General features: G+C 32.3%; 13 protein-coding genes. 5 read left to right on the forward strand and 8 right to left on the reverse strand.

Annotation, left to right across the window (positions count from 1 at the left end; genetic code table 11):
* Positions 1–41: 41 nt before the first annotated feature.
* From KQA_RS0208010 to KQA_RS0208025, 4 genes are all read right to left on the reverse strand, one after another.
* Positions 42–2627 carry a carbohydrate-binding protein gene (locus tag KQA_RS0208010; protein ID WP_010179894.1) on the reverse strand — a complete coding sequence of 862 codons (2586 nt, stop codon included), beginning with the start codon at positions 2625–2627 and terminating at the stop codon, positions 42–44.
* 413 nt (positions 2628–3040) lie between these two features.
* On the reverse strand, positions 3041–4840 hold the full coding sequence (locus KQA_RS0208015) for a sensor histidine kinase (RefSeq protein ID WP_010179896.1): 1800 nt from the start codon (positions 4838–4840) through the stop codon (positions 3041–3043).
* Complete coding sequence (locus tag KQA_RS0208020) at positions 4840–5424, reverse strand: DUF4202 domain-containing protein (protein WP_010179899.1); 585 nt, start codon at positions 5422–5424, stop codon at positions 4840–4842. The genes KQA_RS0208015 and KQA_RS0208020 overlap by 1 nt, the downstream gene beginning before the upstream one ends.
* Before the next feature lie 159 nt (positions 5425–5583).
* The gene (locus tag KQA_RS0208025) at positions 5584–6123 is read right to left on the reverse strand and encodes an SRPBCC family protein (RefSeq protein WP_010179902.1); all 540 of its coding nucleotides are present in this window, start codon (positions 6121–6123) and stop codon (positions 5584–5586) included.
* 218 nt (positions 6124–6341) lie between these two features.
* Between KQA_RS0208025 and KQA_RS0208030 the strand changes: the two genes are divergently transcribed.
* From KQA_RS0208030 to KQA_RS18720, 3 genes are all read left to right on the forward strand, one after another.
* Positions 6342–6977, forward strand: coding sequence for a transmembrane-type terpene cyclase (locus KQA_RS0208030; RefSeq protein ID WP_029209518.1), 636 nt, complete (start codon positions 6342–6344; stop codon positions 6975–6977).
* 67 nt (positions 6978–7044) lie between these two features.
* Positions 7045–7998, forward strand: coding sequence for a methylenetetrahydrofolate reductase [NAD(P)H] (gene metF, locus KQA_RS0208035; protein ID WP_010179906.1), 954 nt, complete (start codon positions 7045–7047; stop codon positions 7996–7998).
* Between the two features lie 280 nt (positions 7999–8278).
* Positions 8279–8962: a chalcone isomerase family protein gene (locus KQA_RS18720; protein WP_010179908.1), complete on the forward strand. Its 684-nt coding sequence runs from the start codon at positions 8279–8281 to the stop codon at positions 8960–8962.
* Positions 8963–9232: 270 nt separating this feature from the next.
* Here KQA_RS18720 and nirD read toward each other — a convergent pair whose 3' ends face one another.
* From nirD to KQA_RS0208065, 4 genes are all read right to left on the reverse strand, one after another.
* Positions 9233–9610, reverse strand: coding sequence for a nitrite reductase small subunit NirD (gene nirD / locus KQA_RS0208045; protein ID WP_010179910.1), 378 nt, complete (start codon positions 9608–9610; stop codon positions 9233–9235).
* A gap of 99 nt (positions 9611–9709) precedes the next feature.
* The gene (gene nirB, locus KQA_RS0208050) at positions 9710–12229 is read right to left on the reverse strand and encodes a nitrite reductase large subunit NirB (protein ID WP_010179911.1); all 2520 of its coding nucleotides are present in this window, start codon (positions 12227–12229) and stop codon (positions 9710–9712) included.
* Positions 12230–12388: 159 nt separating this feature from the next.
* Entirely contained in the window at positions 12389–13750 is a 1362-nt protein-coding gene (locus tag KQA_RS0208055) for an MFS transporter (RefSeq protein ID WP_029209519.1), read from the reverse strand.
* Positions 13751–14100: 350 nt separating this feature from the next.
* A complete protein-coding gene (locus KQA_RS0208065; protein WP_010179913.1) occupies positions 14101–15429 on the reverse strand; it encodes an alginate export family protein in 1329 nt (442 codons plus the stop codon).
* 474 nt (positions 15430–15903) lie between these two features.
* Between KQA_RS0208065 and KQA_RS0208070 the strand changes: the two genes are divergently transcribed.
* Together KQA_RS0208070 and KQA_RS0208075 are read left to right on the forward strand one after the other, a co-directional pair.
* Positions 15904–16596, forward strand: a complete 693-nt coding sequence (locus KQA_RS0208070) for a response regulator transcription factor (RefSeq protein ID WP_010179914.1) — start codon at positions 15904–15906, stop codon at positions 16594–16596.
* A gap of 250 nt (positions 16597–16846) precedes the next feature.
* A complete protein-coding gene (locus KQA_RS0208075; protein ID WP_010179915.1) occupies positions 16847–17737 on the forward strand; it encodes a globin family protein in 891 nt (296 codons plus the stop codon).
* Positions 17738–17780: the final 43 nt, after the last annotated feature.

Here is a 17780-nt window from a genome sequence, read left to right on the forward strand (position 1 = left end):
TCTTATCAATAAATCGTATTAAATGATAAAATTGAACTTTTTTATTCTTTTACAATGCTTGAAGTGAAAATTTCGAGATCAGTCTGAATAGTAGCAATATAAGTTCCTTTTTTTAAGGCGCTTAAGTTTAATGTTAGGAGGGGAGTATTATTACCGTTAAAGCTTCCTATAAAATTACCAGAAGTATCAAACAAAATTATTTTTGTAATATTATGTGGTGCTTTGATAACCGCATCAGTAATTACTGGATTAGGATATACTGTTATTTTAGGTTGGATAAGGTTATGATCACTTACCAATGTTAATTGCGAAGACGAACTTTCCGCATTAATATCTATTTTATTAATATTAAAACCACCAGTTAGTGATGTTAACCTAAGCACTTTTTGACCTGCCGTTAAATAAATATTATTTTGTGTACTAGTCTGAAAATTTTCCCAGTTTTCGGTATTAGGGACAGAAAATTGTTGACCAATAGTAGTACCATCAATAGATAATTCAAATGATCTATCTGCGAAAATTGATGAAACTAAAGCGTTAATAGTGTAGGAGCCCGTTTGCTCAACAGTAATTGTATATTCCAACCATTCATCTTTTTGAATCCAAGCCACAATACCGTTGTAGATATCCACATCATCAGTTCTTAAGTAATTACCGTTATTTCCAGTGTCTTTATCATTATAAGCTACATCTTGTCCGCCAAGGTCATAAAATTCCATTTCAATACTACCAGGGACAGTTTGAGCGATACCATTATAGGGAGATTGTGTTGGGGTTGTAGGAGTTAATGTAAAATTAATTTTATCTAAGTTGAACTTCCCTGTATTTGTTTCAAATCGTAATACTTTTGTCCCTGCAGTTAAAGTTATATTTGATTGCGAAGTTTCTTTATATTTTTGCCAGTTACCAGTATTGGGTACACTAAACAATTCTCCAATGGTAGTTCCTTCTACCGCAAGGGAAAAAGTATTATTAGCTGTTATCGAAGCTACATTAGCAGTAATAGTATAACTTCCTGTTTGTTTAATGTCAACAGTATATTCTAGCCATTCTGAAGCGCTTATCCACCCTACGTTTCCGTTTACAGCACCTTTTTGAATATCTACATCATCAGTTCTTAAATAATTACCATTATTACCCTTACCAGTATCATTGTAAGCTATATTTTGACCACCAAGATCATAAAATTCTGCTTCAATACTACCCGGAATAGTTTGTGCGACTCCATTATAAGGTGTTTGAGTTGTGGCTGGTAAATCAAAATTTATTTTGTCAATATTAAAACCTCCAGTAATACTGGTAAATCTAAATGTTTTTATGCCTGCTCCAAGTGGAATAGCTATTTGTGAGACAATTTCGTAAGTTTCCCAATTTCCGGTGTTCGAAACATTAAAATCTTGCCCAATTTTAACTCCATCAATACTTAATGAAAATCGGCTATTTGTAAAAATAGAAGCAATATGAGCTTCAATAGCATAGTTTCCAGCTTGTTTAATGTCAATAGTGTATTCAAGCCATTCATCTTTTTGAATCCAAGCTATATTTCCACCAACAATATCTACATCATCAGTTCTTAGAGAATTACCATTATTTCCTTTGTCGGTATCATTGTAGGCTACATCTTGACCACCAAGATCGTAAAATTCCATTTCTATAGTTCCTGGTACCGTTTGGGCAACACCATTATAAGGAGATTGGGCAATACTTGTAAATTGTTTTAAATCTGCTCTGTAGTTTTCGGCAGTAAATCTAGCCTTTTCTATTTGCATAGGTGATAATTCTGTTCTGCAGCTATGTCTAGAATAGCTCATAACATTGTTGGTGTTTGGAGTATAAGTATCACCATTTATATCCATTTGCGCATCTGTATAATTACAATCAAAATCAACAACAGAGTAAGATAATTGAGGGTCGGCAGGAGTATCACAAATTAAATCACCTGTACTACTACAATTGGAGCCATTTACATATTCGTTTCCAAAGAAGGTTTCATGAGTGTGAAACAGGTTGAGGTAATGACCAATTTCATGGATAAAAGTGGTTTCTGGAAAACCGCCCATGCAATCATTATCCATAAAAATACGATCTAAATCATTTTCAAGATCTTGCGGATCGGGAAAATAGGCGTAGCCACAATAAGTCCCCCCATTTGAATTTGTTATATTATTTACAAAATAAATATTGAGTACTTTATCAATTTCATTTTTACTCGTTATTGATGCTTCATCACTTTGAAGAAATTCAAAGAAAATATCCGAATTAATATACCGCGGGCTTTGGTACTCCTTTAATTCAATGTCGAGATTAAGATCTTGATAAAATTGATTTGCATATCGGATTCCTTCATTAATTTTTTCAATAGTGATTCCGCCAGTTCCATCGGTTCTAGTTACAATTTGTGCAACATAAGGTATGGTAATTTTTTTCCGAGCTAAAGCATTAGTATTACTTGCTGTTTTTTGGTTTAATTTTTCCAGAGCCATACTAGCATTGATAGCCATAGTATTGTCAAAATCTTTTTGAGTGACTTGTACAGCACAGCCTTGTCCGTAGGTAAAGTTTAGAGTATTCAGCAGTAGACAAATAAGAGTAATTTTTTGCAATAGGTGTAATTTTAAATTTTTCATTTTAAAGGTGGTTATAATTAATTTCCAGCCTTTTCATAGCAAAATAAAACTACTTTTTTTGTGCGTTTTTCAGGATTTAATATGTGTTATGAAATGTCATTTTATTGATTTGTTAAAAGGTGTTAAAAAACGTTAAAAAAGAAATCGTTTGAATGATTTGATGATTGTGAATTTTTTAATTTTTTAATTAAAAAGTTACTTACTTTGTTTAAAGTAATTTCCTACATTAAATAAAAAAAGGGGTTAATGTTAATTTAAGATTACTTATTGTGTAAGAATAAGAGTACTTAAAATGCTTATTTGGAGTTTTTTAATGAAGTTATTTGCTTTAGAATGTCTTATGCAATAGAAGTTTAATCCCGTATTATGCATTAGTTATGAATGTAATTTTACCCAGAAATATAGTATGTTTTTTATTCAGCAATGGGATAATTAATTACCACACGGGTTCCACTACTAGGAGTTGAATTTAAAAATACTCGGCCGTTAATATACTCCATTCGTTCTTTCATAAAAAATAAGCCCATACCTCCTTCTGAAGTATCTTTAGGTGTTTTTGGCATTTTTGAAGGATCAAAACCTTTACCATTATCGGTGATTGATATACTTAATAATTGATCAGTTTTTTTCATAGAAACTAAAATATAAGTTGCTTCAGCATATTTAATGGCATTATTTATAGACTCTTGAGTAACTCGATATAAGTTTGTTTCTACTAATGTTTCAAACCTTAAATTATCTTCAACATTATTTTCAAAAATAATTTCGGTTTTAGTAAACTTATTAAGTTGATTGGTCATTTTTTGAATAGCCGTAATTACACCATAATCCAGTAATTCAGGTGGTGTCAAATTAAAAGTAGCCATGCGAACGCCTAAAATAATATTTTTAGTCTGCTCTTTTAAAACATCAACTTTATCAATAAATTTTTCATTTTGAGTTGGATCAAGGGATTCGATATTAAATTTTAATGCCGTAAGCATTTGACCAATGCTATCGTGTATATCTTTGGCAATACGTTTACGTTCCTCTTCTTGCGCTTCAACAATTAAGCTAGCTTTCGATTTTTGAATGGCGGATTCAGTTTTAATTTTATCCTCTCTAAGAATATCTATTTTGTTTTGAGCCTTTTTTCGTTTAGATATATCTAAACACACAATTAAGTATTCAACAATTCCTTTATTTTTATTGATAGGAAAAATAGAGATATCCATCCAGTCGATTGGAGTATGTTTAAAGGAAACTTCAAATTCATGATTTAAAATAGTGCCTTTTTGCGAATTAATAAGTTGCTTTAATTCTTGTTGTTGAAGGATATTTAAGCCTAAATTTTCGTAAATAATATGTTTTAAATTACTCTTCTCTCTATTGATAATTTCTTGCATTTTTTTTCCGCTTGAAATTATAGTGCCATCTTGATCAATACGAGCAAAAAATAAATTTTGATTTATAGCTTTTTGAAGTACTTGTAGCTCTTCTAAGGTTTCATTTTTTTGTTTTACGGCAGTGTTGGCCTTTTCAGCCATTTTAACAGCGTTATCTTTGGATAGAATAAGTTCCGAAATAGTCGTTTTAATTTTACTAGTTGCTGGTCTAAATAGTAAAAAGAATTCAGCTAGTAGGAGTAGAAATAATAAAGCAAAGGCAATATATTCAATTCGTTTTATAGTATTAATTTTTTCCGAGGCATAGGCTTCATAAGCATATACATAGTCATTCATTTTATTTAAAAATGCGGGTTCTTTTTTTATAAAAGCAGTAATCCATTTGTTTGCCTCTATTTTATCACTGTGAATAGAATTTTGAATTTTTTTACTTATGACTAACAACTCATTAATTTCAAGATTCACTTCAAAAAAAAGGTTTTCAAGAGTTGTTTTTCGGGATGATTTAGGTAAGGTATTTAAATTATTTTTTAAAAGTGTGTGTGCTTCAGACCATTCTTTTAATGAATTGTTTAATTCATTATTATTATCCCTTGTTATTTGAAGCGGTGAATTCCAAAGCAAAATAGTTTTGCTTATTTTTTGACTCAGCATGCGCTGTTTTCCCGCAATATTAATTATTTGTGCATCAAAGTCATTATTAGCCAAAGCTCCTTGAATAAATACTTGTGTCACTATAACTAAAAAAGCAATAAAGCCTAAAGCAATCATGTAAACTTTACTTAATGTGCTAAAGGTTTTGTCATCTAAGGATTCTTTACTATTCATTAACCTAAGGCTTTTTGAATTAAAGATAATCCTTTGTCGGAATAATTTATTTTTAATGCAGCTTCATGACCAGCATCAGACATTTTTTTCCAGGTTTTTTGTACAATATCAATAACCTTTTCATCGGTATGTTTTTTTCTAAAAGTTTCGTAGTAATATTCAAGAAACACTAGACAAATTACATCCTCTAAGGTTTGGGTATCCGCATCTTTTTTTAAGCGTTTTTTTTCTAACAAAAATGCAACACGCTCAATAGTTTCGGAATCAAAATTTAAACGATTTAAAATATCGGAGGCTGTTTTAGCATGAAACCTTTTTAATTCGGTACGCCAAGTTAAGTAACCTACCCGATTCATTTCATATGCATTTCGAGGGATCTCCCAACGGCAAATATGTTGGCACCTTGCGGCCAATTGTAACGCAATAGGAGCGTTTGGAGCAAATTGTGATAAAACTTTGGTCATGCGTTGACCGTAAATCAATTCTTTTGGAATAGGGGTGTTATTAACAATTTCAGTATTAGGATCTTTTGAATTGGCATGATCGAATGCTTCGTAAGCTTTGTTAATTTGTGGTGTATTCATGCGTGTAAAAGTATATGAAATTGATTTTAAAATGAAACTTTATTAGGTTTTACAGTATTTTTTGTAAACGGAATAATTTTATTTTATTCAGGTATTTTTTTATAAGAATACCTGAATAAAATAAATAGATGACCGTAATTACTTACAATATAGTTGATATTATTTTTCCAAAAGGTGTTTCAGATTATTCAAACCTTCAGAAAAATCGTCACCAATCATTTTTTCAAATTTCATAAGTGGTATTAAAATATTAGAAGGATAATCCATATGGCCATCAAAACCCCAAGTTACCTTGGTTTGGTTAGCAGATATAGCATTTGTTAGTAAATAGCCATGATCATTAGCCGTAAATGGTTCAAAAAACCGAAGTTTAAAATCAATACTTTCACCATCGACAATTTTTTCAATTTCTTGTTCGCCCACACCAACATCTTTGTTTTCACTGGACCATGAGGAAACAAAACCTTCGGTACCATCAGTACCTCGATATGATTTTTTCATATTTGGATCAATTTTTGCCCAAGGGCTGTAATTATCCATATTTTTTAATAGCTTAATATAATCAAAGACTTCTTGTTTAGGTTTATTAACTGTAATTGATTTTTGAACTTTGTAATCTTTTTTTAAAAACAATGCCACAATAAGTGGAAGTGCTATTATTAGGGCAATAAGGACGAGAATTTTTTTAATGATTTTCATAATGTTGAGTTTTAAGGTGAGTTCATATAGAAATTCTGATAAAGATTCGTATTCCTTTTAGATAAGTTGGCTATTCTTATAAAATTACGAAAAAAGTTAAAAAAATATAGAATATTTAATTTTATTCTATATTAATGCGAATAAGATATAATATGGGGTATTGCTTTTATAGTCAGGCTTGATATATTTGTGTTTTGTTTTTATTAACAATTACTTGGATGAGCTTAAAATTATTTTTAACATTATTTTGTGGTATTTGTTGGACCATAACATATGTTGAATGTATACGTATAGGTTTTAAATATAAAATACACACCATGCCTTTTTTAGCTTTGGTGTTAAACATTACATGGGAAGCTTTTAATACCTATCAAGGAGGCCTATTAGCGGGGTGGACACATGTTTCCACAGTGTTCGATGGAGCTTGGCTTTTACTTGATTGTATTATACTTTATATTTATTTAGTGTATACAAAAAGTGAGTCTACCTCTAGTTTTGTGTTTTATGGTAAGGTCATAAGTTTGTTAGTGTTAGGGAGTGTTTTTCAATATATTTTTGCGCAACAATTAGGGCTTATTCCTGGAGCGGTGTATTCAAGTTCTGTAATGGGATTAATCATGTCATCTTTATTTATCAAAATGTATTATGATAGGGGAGGAGCCTATGGACAATCATTAAGTATAGCAATAAATAAATGTTTAGGTACAGCCGCAGCAAGTTTATTAGTAGGCTTGGTAGGAGTAAATAGTTTAGGTGGGGCACATCCTATGGTACTTTATGTAGGGATATTTATTTTTTTTATTGATCTATATTATATTTTTTTATTGTGTAAAAAAAGTAGCACTATAACGTAATTTCTTGGGCTAATTATTAGCAATGTTCAACTCTTCAAGTTATTTTTGTGTTCGTTTAAAAGTATAGATGAAAGTAACTGAGCACATTGAGAAAGCGGCGGGTAAAACCTTGTTTTCCTTCGAAATAGTACCACCGCAAAAAGGAAGTAATATAAATGATTTATATGCCAATATAGATCCTTTAATGGACTTTAATCCGCCATTTATTGATGTAACTACCTCCAGAGAAGAGTATGTATACATTGAAAAAGATGGATTGTTTGATCGAAAAATTACACGTATGCGTCCCGGAACAGTAGGGATTTGTGCTTCATTACAACACAAATATGGAGTAGATGCCATTCCACATGTGCTATGTGGTGGTTTTACTAAAGAAGAAACAGAATACCTATTAGTCGATTGTCATTATTTAGGAATCGATAATTTGGTCGCTTTGCGAGGAGATCCAATGAAAGGGGAAAAATATTTTGTACCAGCCAAAGGAGGAAACACCTACGCTATTGATTTGGTAAAACAAATTAGACAGATGAATGAAGGTAAATTTTTGCATGGAAATGCTGAAATGAAAAAGAAACCTGATTTTTGTGTTGGTGTTGCGGGCTACCCGGAAAAGCATATTGAAGCACCAAGTATGGAAGCTGATTTAAAGCGTTTAAAAGAGAAAGTAGATGCTGGGGCGGATTATGTAGTGACTCAGATGTTTTTTGATAATCAGCGTTATTTTAAATTTGTTGAAGCGGCACGAAAAATTGGAATCACTGTACCTATTATTCCAGGGATTAAACCAGTGGCAGTGAAAAGACATTTACAAATATTACCACAAGTATTTTGGTTGGATATGCCACAGTCTTTAATTACTGAAATTGAACAAGCTAAAGATAATAAAGCAGTACGCCAAATAGGTATTGAATTTGGGATCCAACAATCTAAAGAATTATTGGATTATGGTGTGCCCTGTTTACATTATTACTCCATGGGGAAATCAGATAATGTAAGAGCTATTGCTGAAGGAGTTTTTTAAATGATATAGATATAGTCAAATGAAAATGTTTTTTGACATCATCTTTAGGAGTTATTATATAATCTAATTTAATGCAGTTATGTAAGAATAAAGTGTATTGTTGTGTTTTAAAGTGCAGTATATTAATGTTTTAGAGTTTTTTTTGATTTAAAATTTACACTTTATCGATTTAATTGGTATTTAAACGATTAAATTATAGTTATTTCTATTGGTATTCAAGGTTTTACGTGTTGAGTATGCTTAGTTTTGTAGTCCCAAAATTAAATTAATACGTAATTACATGAAACATTTTTTTCTATTACTTATTTTAACAAGTTATTGTTCTTTAGCTCAAACAAGAGTGAAACGAATTATTTCGAAAACAGCACCAAGCACTCAACATCAAGAGCTAAATAATAAGGATATCAACCGACTAAATTTAGAATCAAAAATTGTTGGAAAAGCGGCACTGCCAATTTTGTACAGATTTAAAAATAAACAATTAATTTTAAACGGTGCGGGACTTAGAGAACTGCTTTGGGTAGATATATATGCCTGTGGTTTATATATGAATAAGCCTAATTCTAATGCTAAGGATATTATTGAAAAAGATGAAGCGATGATTGTCCGCATGGATATTATATCAAAAGCGGTATCACATGATAAAATGGTAAAAGCTTTTCGTAAAGGTTTTATTGATGGAAATGATAAAAATATCATTACTAAATATGGTAGCGAAATTGATGAGTTTTTAAAACATATTGAAGGCTTAGTACTTAAAATTGGAGATAAAATTGATGTTGTTTATGAGCCCAATTTAGGTGTTTCTCTTTATATTAATTATGAAAAATTAGGGACTGTAGGTGATCTTGGATTTAAAAGAGCAATATTTAATATATGGTTATCGAAAAACCCAGTAGATAAAAGTTTACGAGGTGAATTATTAGAAGGAGCTACAGTTTATCTTGCTGCGGATAATAGATGATGCGTTGTACTCGTTAAAATCCAATTTTAATTTTTGAACAATCATGCTAGTTCGAATTGGTATGGTATAAAAAGAAGCCTATTGAATTTTAAAAGTTTTAATATTCAATGGGCTTCTTTTTGTAATATTGATCATCAAACTTTACGACTTTTGTAATAAATATATAAGTCTCTAGGGTTAAAAAAAATGATAAAAGAAGGTCGCTACAAAGTAACGACCCTAGAAAAACAAAAATCAAAATTAATTGATTATTTACGAATTTGCTAATGGCTATTCAGCAAATCCAATAAATACATTATCCCCTTCAATTTTAACAGGGTACGTGGCAATAGGATCAATATCACCATTAAGGTTTTCTCCATTTTCTAATGAAAATGTTTTTTTATGTAGTGGGCAAGCAACTTTTGGAGTTCCTTTGTCATCACCAATCATTCCACGGCTTAATACCATTTCCATTTTATGTGGGCATACATTTTGACATGCATACCATTTTCCTGTTCTGGCAAAATTAAATACAGCTATTTGTTTGTTTTTATACTTAACACAAGCACCTCCATCGGCAGGAAAATCATTAATACTAGCGGCTTTAAACCAAACTTTTACTTCTTCTATCGAAGTACTATTATATCTATCTAGAATTGCTTCCATAATCGTTTCTTGTTAATTTATTTTTCGCGTAAGCAAAAAATCTATATACTATTTTTGAATGTTTTTTGGTGAGACATTGTTGAAGTAATCAATACTAAATTACTTCCAATGCTCTGGCATTTTTTGTTCTCTTAACGGAACAAAAACCAAGTTATCATCATCATCATCACTATTTACAAAATGACTAAAACGTTTCATCATTTCAGGATCTTCAATAGCTTGTTTCCACTCACATTCAAATTTATTTACAAGAGTTTGCATCTCTTTATCTAAATCGGCAGCAATACCTAATTTATCGTTAATTATGACCTCTTTAAGGTGTTCAATACCGCCTTCTAAACGATCTTGCCATGCAGCTGTACGTTGTAAAGGTTTTGCAGTACGCATGTAGTACATTAAATAACGATCCAAGTATTTAATAACCGTTTCATTGTCTATTTGCTCGGCAAGTAATTCGGCGTGACGTGGAGTAGCTCCTCCGTTTCCACCAACGTATAAATTCCATCCACCATCAACGGCAATTAAACCAAAATCTTTCCCACGCGCCTCTGCACATTCACGGATACATCCCGAGACTCCACCTTTGATTTTATGAGGAGAACGCATGCCTCGGTAACGATTTTCAAGTTCAATACCAAAGCTTACACTTTCGTCCATTCCGTACCTACACCATGTAGAACCTACACAAGTTTTTACAGTACGTAATGATTTTCCGTAAGCGTGACCACTTTCAAAACCATTCTCAATTAATTCTTTCCAAATTAAAGGCAATTGATTTAGCGTAGCTCCAAAAAAGTCAATACGAACACCACCAGTAATTTTGGTGTATAAGTCATATTTTTTGGCAATTTCTCCTAACACAATTAATTTTTCTGGAGTAATTTCTCCACCAGGAATACGTGGAACTACAGAATAAGTTCCATTACGTTGTATATTGGCTAAAAATCGATCATTAGAATCTTGAATAGCATATTCTTTATTAGCTGTGTCGGCGTGTATGGTTGCCATTAATGAAGCTACTAAAGGCTTACATAACTCACATCCATGACCTCCATTTCCATGAGTATCTAAGACTTCATTGAATGTTGTAAAACCTTTTACTTGGATAATGTCGTATAATTCCTGACGGTTATAATCAAAGTGTTCACACACATTGTCCTTAACCACACGTCCTAATGACTTTAAAGTAGCGTCAACCAAATCTTTAACCATTGGTTTACAGCCACCACATCCTGTTCCTGCTTTTGTACAGCTAACCACATCGCCTAAATCATTGGCTTTACCGCTTTCAATGGCATTACATATTTGTCCTTTGGTAACGCTTTCGCAAGAACAAATTTGAGCATCATCAGGTAAATCCATTACGTCACCTAATAATGAGCCACCTTCGCCACCACGACTACCTAAAATTAAATCTTCAGGATCTTCAGGTAACTTCATACCATTACTATAAATTTGGAATAAGGAGTTGTAGTCAGAAGAATCACCAACTAAAATACCACCTAATAATTTTTTTCCATCTTTAGTAACGTTTATTTTTTTATAAATACCATTACGTTTATTCACGTAAGTGATTTCGTCTAAATCTTCTTTAGCATCATTTAATGCGTCACCAAAACTAGCAACCTCAGTACCAATAAGCTTTAATTGAGTAGACATGTCAATATACTCTGGCATTTCATCGGTACCCCCAGTTAATTGATCAACTACTACTTCTGCCATGTCATAACCTGGAGCCACCAAGCCATAAATCATACTGTTTAAAAGGGCACATTCACCAATAGCATAAATATTTGGATCCGAAGTAAGCATGTTTTGGTTAACCAAAATACCACCACGTGTTCCTACTTCAAGTCCACACTCACGTGCTACAGCATCGCGAGGACGTATACCTGCTGAAACAACTAGCATGTCTACTTTTAATTCAGTGCCATCAACATATTGAAGACCTTCAATAGCTTTGTCACCTTGTATATGCTGTGTTTGTTTAGATAAGTGTACCTTTAAACCAAGGCTTTCTATTTTAGCCTGTAACATATCACTAGCACCTTTGTCCAATTGTCTTGGCATAAGCCTTGGAGCAAATTCAACAACATGTGCGTTTAAGCCTAAATTTTTAACCGCATTCGCAGCTTCCAAACCTAAAAGTCCACCACCAAGAACAGCAGCTTCAGTTTTACCTGCAGCTTTTAATTTTTTAGCGTAAGCCTCAGTAGCCTCTAAATCTTCAATGGTACGATAAACAAAAACACCTTCTTTTTCCACACCTGGAATTGGGGGAACAAAGGCAGACGAACCTGTTGCTAATACTAAATAGTCATAAGAATATTTATCACCACGGTGGTTAGCTACCGTTTTATTTTCACGATCAATTTCGGTAATCATTTCCGAAATATGAAGATCGATGTTGTTTTCTGTGTACCAAGTTGCTGAGGACATACTTAAATCTTCAGCAGTTTTACCGTCGTAAAATTCACTTAAATGTACACGATCATAAGCGCGTCTTGGTTCTTCTCCAAATACGACAAGCTCAAATTCAGAATAGTTTGGGTGTGCTGCAAGTTTTTCACAAAACTTATAACCTACCATACCATTTCCAATTACAATTACTTTTTTCATTTTGATTTGTTTTTCCGGGACAAAAATAAGTATTTATGCTTATTTTTAAGTACAAATACGTAATTTTTTGTTAATTTAAAAGGACTATCTAGCTAGATAGTCCTTTTTTAAAATTATTATAAATAAATAATTTAGTGATTTACTAAGGAAATGTGTTAATTAAGCTAATGCTGTTGCTGTTGACGCATCAATTTCTCGTTGTAAATCTTCTAATTTTTTTTGTTCATCTTTTGCAAGTTGTTCTTCTTGAGGAGTGAATCTAACCAGTAAACCTAAGAAACCTACTGCGGCTACGATAAATCCAAAAGCAAAGAATGCTTCTTGTAAACTAGAGCCACTTCTCAATAAATATTGAGCATATAATACGGCACCAACATTACCACCAGCACCAACGATACCAGCAACTGCTCCTAAAGCTTTTCTGTTTATAAATGGAACTACAGAATAAGTGGCACCTTCTGCCATTTGAACAAATAATGAGAAGAATACCATAGAGGTAACTGCTAGGCTTAATGAATTCATTTGAGAGAATAATAATAAGGCTAAACCTTCAGCAACAACTACGTATACTAGTATTTTTACCCTGCCGTTTAATCCAGAGTTTTTTCCAAATTTATCTGCAATCCAACCCCCAGTTGAACGGGCAAATAAGTTCATTGCTCCAAAGAATAATACGATAAATCCAGCAGTCTGTTGACTTAGGCTAAATTTTTCTTGATAATAAGTAGAAGCTTTCCCGGTAACAAATAATTCCATACCGAAACATCCTGCGTACATTAAGAATAAAATCCATACTCTTTTATCCGAAGCCGCAGTCATGAAAGAACCTTTTTCTCCTTTTTTAGTTTGTGGTCTTTCTTCTGGAAGGTCTTCATAATTACCTTTTGGGCAATCTGTTGTGTATTTCCAGTATAAAAATGCAACTAGTAACATAATTGCAGCAGGGACATACATCGCAATTCTCCATGATGATGTAGCTTCAGCAAAACCGAAAGCGGTTACACCGGCTGCTATTAATGGCATGGTAGCATTAGTAACACCACCTCCTAAGTTACCCCAGCCTGCGGTAGTTGCATTAGCTATACCTATAACGTTTGGAGCAAACATAACAGAGGTGTGGTATTGAGTGATCACAAAAGATGCGCCAATAACCCCTATGGCTAAACGCGAAAACAAGTAAGTTTCCCAAGTGTTTGCAAATGAAGATCCTGCAACTGCTAAGGCTCCAAAAATTAATAAGTATACATAACTTTTTCTTGGTCCAATCTTATCACATAAAGGGCCAATAAGTAAACGAGCAAAAATGGTAACTCCTACCGATGCAATAAAAGCCAAAGTAGTTTGCGCTTTGGTTAATGCTAAATCTGGTGCGATAGTGGATTTCATTAATGGCGCATGAGAGAACCATCCGAAGAAACACAAAAAGAAAGCGATCCAGCTCAAGTGGAAGGTTCGCATTTGTACGCTTTTAAAATCAGTAAGCTTTATTTTCGTAGCCTTACTAGTACTTAAATTATTCATAATTTCTAGGAAGTATTAAATTAATCGACTGCGAAAGTAAGTATTTTTTTTAAATACGTAAGTAATTATACTTATTTATTTTGAATTACATAATTTATTATTTAATCCGTTTTCTATATTAGAACTTCGTTATAAGTATTGAAAGCTCAATAAAATCAAGTGTTTTTTTGATTTCAGCATAGCATGGTTTTGGTTAAATCAAAAATTGAGCGAAGCCTTTGATTTTGATAAATTTCGATATGGAATAGATTTTTTAATGTATAATTCGGGTTTAATGCAAAAAAAGCTTGCCGATTGATCGACAAGCCTTTTTTATAATAAAGTTAGTATTCAGTTAAGTATTTTGTATATTATTTAGCTTCTGGAGCAGCTTCTTTTTTCCATTTGAATAAGTTTGGTTTAATGGTTAACATTACCCATCCCCAACTTTGGTTACTGTCAGGATTACCCCCAGTTCTTGCATCTGCAAAGTCATCACCTAAAAATGATTGTGAGTATCCAACTTTAACATTGGCATAAGGAGTGATACCTTGTGCATATACTAAATCGACAGCAGTTCCTAAATTTTTGTCGAAACCGCTTGGTGCGTCAGCAGCACTAAAGTTATGAACAAAACCAATTAATTTTGATTTAGCTCCAGTTTTAATAACTGTTTTTAAATGTATATCAATAAGTCCAACATTATTAGCATGTCTTCCTACGTAAAAGAAATCTTGGAAACCATTAAATTTGTGGTTGGTACCAAATAAAGGGAAGAAAGCTTTGGTCTCTCCGCCGCCTGTACCGTCTTCATCACCGCTAAGTATTTCTGCTCCTAATCCGATCAATTTAAAAGCACCACTTGAAGGTTTATAACCTGCAAATAATGAAGCTTGAAAAGCATTGATATCTACAGCATCATTAAATTGTCCAAATTGATAGTAACCACTACCAGTTACAGTAAAGCTACTATCGCTGTAATCAAAATATATACCAGTTGTTTGTCTAGAAGATGTTCCAGGTGTTGAATCTCCTTCAACTAAAGGATTTTGAAAAGTATTGTTTAAGAATAAAAAGCTTCCTTTGAAGTTTTCAGATAATTTTCCAGAGGCATGTAAAAGTTGCATGGCTTTGTATTGGAATATTGGTGCACCAAGACCTCTTGAAGAAAATTGAGTGTCAAAGTTGTTTCCTCCATCTCTTTCTTGATTAAACGCAAAACCTAGATCTAATTTAAAGCTAGATTTTTTATATCTTAACAAAGCAACATCGTGAGTTCTTTGTTGTTGAGCCCATCCAAGACCACCTAAAATACGTTGATCATCATAACTTAATAATTGACGACCTACTTTTGTAGAAAAACCATTTCCTAATTTGATTTCTGCCCATGCTTGATTAACTAAAAAACCTGTCTGGTTAGCGACATCATCATTAGCAGATAGTTGTGGGCGATCTCCCCATACGCTTACATCTTGAAAATCTAAAAAAGCGGTGATTTTTGAATCTGTATATTTTAGTAATAAAGATGATCTTTGCGATACGAAAGCAGCAGGTTCTGCATCTTTAGGAGCTACATCTTGAAATCCATTACGGAATTCAAAACGAGGTCTAATCATTGCATCAACCGATAATTCTTGTGCAGTTGCACTATAAAGCCCTAATCCTAATAGCGCGCTAGTAAGTAAATGTGATTTTTTCATATAATTTAGTTATGATTATAAATAACAACGAGACAAATATAAGTATTAATACTTAGTTTATATCTAAGTATTTTTGATTTTTTTGTGATTAGTTGGATTATTGTTTATTCCTTAAAAAATGGAACATGTTTAACATATAACCTTATAGTTTACTTGGTTAAAAGTAAGTTAAAATTATAAATATTTGATTTTTAGAAATTTATATTTTTTTGTATATAATTTGTATGGATAATTATTACTTCGATTTACGGAGATTTTTATACTTAAAATAGAAAATACAATAGTTGTAAAGTTAATTTTTAATTATAAAAAATATTAAAACTACGTATTATAAATAAGTATTACCTATGCATAATATGTCTAAAAATTATTTTTTTTTAGGTATTGTTACTTTTTTAGATTACTTATAAAGAAAGAATTTTGTATATTTCATTACTTAGTTATTTTTGTACTTTTTATAAATCGAAAAATTTAATGCATATACATAAAATTCTACTTGTTGATGATCATTCTTTAGTACGTGATGGAATCAAATCTTTATTAGAAAATGAATCTGATTTAGAGGTGATTGGAGAAGCATCTAATGGGGAAGAGGCTATTACACGAACAAATAATTTGCAGCCAGATTTAGTGATTTGTGATATTAGAATGCCTAAAAAAACAGGTATCGAAGCTGTTTCAGAATTAGCAAAACAACATCCTACTATAAGGTTTATTATGCTTTCGATGCATGATTCGGAAGAGTATATTTTACAATCAATTCAAGCTGGGGCACATGGTTATTTGTTGAAAGATGCAGGTAAAGATGAAGTGCTTAAAGCTATTCATTCTGTGCTCGAAGGCGGGAAGTATTTTAGTGGAGATGTGTCATCAATATTAGTAAACAACCTAGTTAGTGGGGGCTTAGGAGCTAAAAGTGTAAGTGCGCCTTTGCATAATGATATTAATTCCGAAGGAGGAGGTGTCGCAAACTTTAATCTGACTAAACGTGAAAAGCAAATATTAGAAAAAGCAGTTGCAGGTTTGAGTAATAAAGAAATTGCAGAAGAGTTAGGTATAAGCAAACGTACAACCGAAGTGCATCGTTTTAACTTAATGAAAAAATTAAATGTAAAGAATATCCTTGATTTAAGTAACAAGGCACGTAAATATGATTTGTTAGATTAAATAATCAATCTAAAGAGAATTTACAACTCAAAAGCTATTAGTTTTTGAGTTTTTTTATGCTTAAGCTTTAATTTTTTTTCTAATTTTTCAATATTTTATTATTAAAAGCTCTTTATTCATATTTTTTTGTTTTCATATTTCTATGATTAATAAAAATGAGATACTTAGTTATAATACTTAAATTAACTAAGTATTTATACTTAGTTAATTTGTAAATTGCTGGCATTGTTTAATACTAAAGTCAACAATTATGGATAGTAAAACTAAAGAGTTAGTACAAGGAACATTTGGTCAAGTGGCACCTATTGCTGATAAAGCTGCTGAAATTTTTTATACTAAGCTTTTTGAAAAAGATCCTTCATTAAAACCCATGTTTAAGGGAGATATGAAAGATCAAGGCGCTAAACTAATGGCAATGATCGGTACTGCTGTTAATGGTTTGGATAATTTAGATGCTTTAATACCTGCAGTGCAGAATTTGGGTAAGGGACATGCGGGTTATGGTGTTGAAGATAAGCATTACGATACGGTTGGAGCGGCATTATTGGAAACCTTGGAGGTAGGTTTAGGAGATAAGTTTACGGCAGAAGTAAAAACCGCATGGACAGAGGTGTATGGAGTTTTGGCAACAACCATGAAAGATGCAGCAAATAGTCTTCCGAAAGAGGCAGGATTAACAGAACGTAAAAAGCGCTTGGTACAGTCAAGTTTTACTAAAGTAGCCCCAATTGCAGATAAAGCTGCTGAAATATTTTACGCTGAATTGTTTGAAATGGACCCTAGTTTAAAACCTTTGTTTAAAGGGGATATGAAGGAGCAGGGTGCTAAATTAATGGCAATGATTGGTACTGCAGTTAATGGCTTAGATAATTTAGAAGCGATTGTTCCAGCTGTACAAAATTTAGGAAAAGGTCATGCTAAATATGGGGTGAAAGATAGTCACTACGATACCGTTGGTGGGGCTTTATTATATACTTTGGAAACTGGTTTAGGGGCAGATTTTACTCCAGATGTAAAAGATGCTTGGACCGAAGTGTATACCGTTTTGGCTACTACTATGAAGGATGCTGCTAATGAAGATGAATTAGTAGCAACAGCAGATGAAGTTGTAAAAGAAAAACCTTGGTGGAAAGTTTGGTAATAGTTGTATTACTTACTACACTCGATATACGCAGAACATAAAA

The sequence above is a fragment of the Aquimarina agarilytica ZC1 genome, assembly GCF_000255455.1.
In the GTDB taxonomy this organism is placed as follows: Bacteria; Bacteroidota; Bacteroidia; order Flavobacteriales; family Flavobacteriaceae; genus Aquimarina; species Aquimarina agarilytica.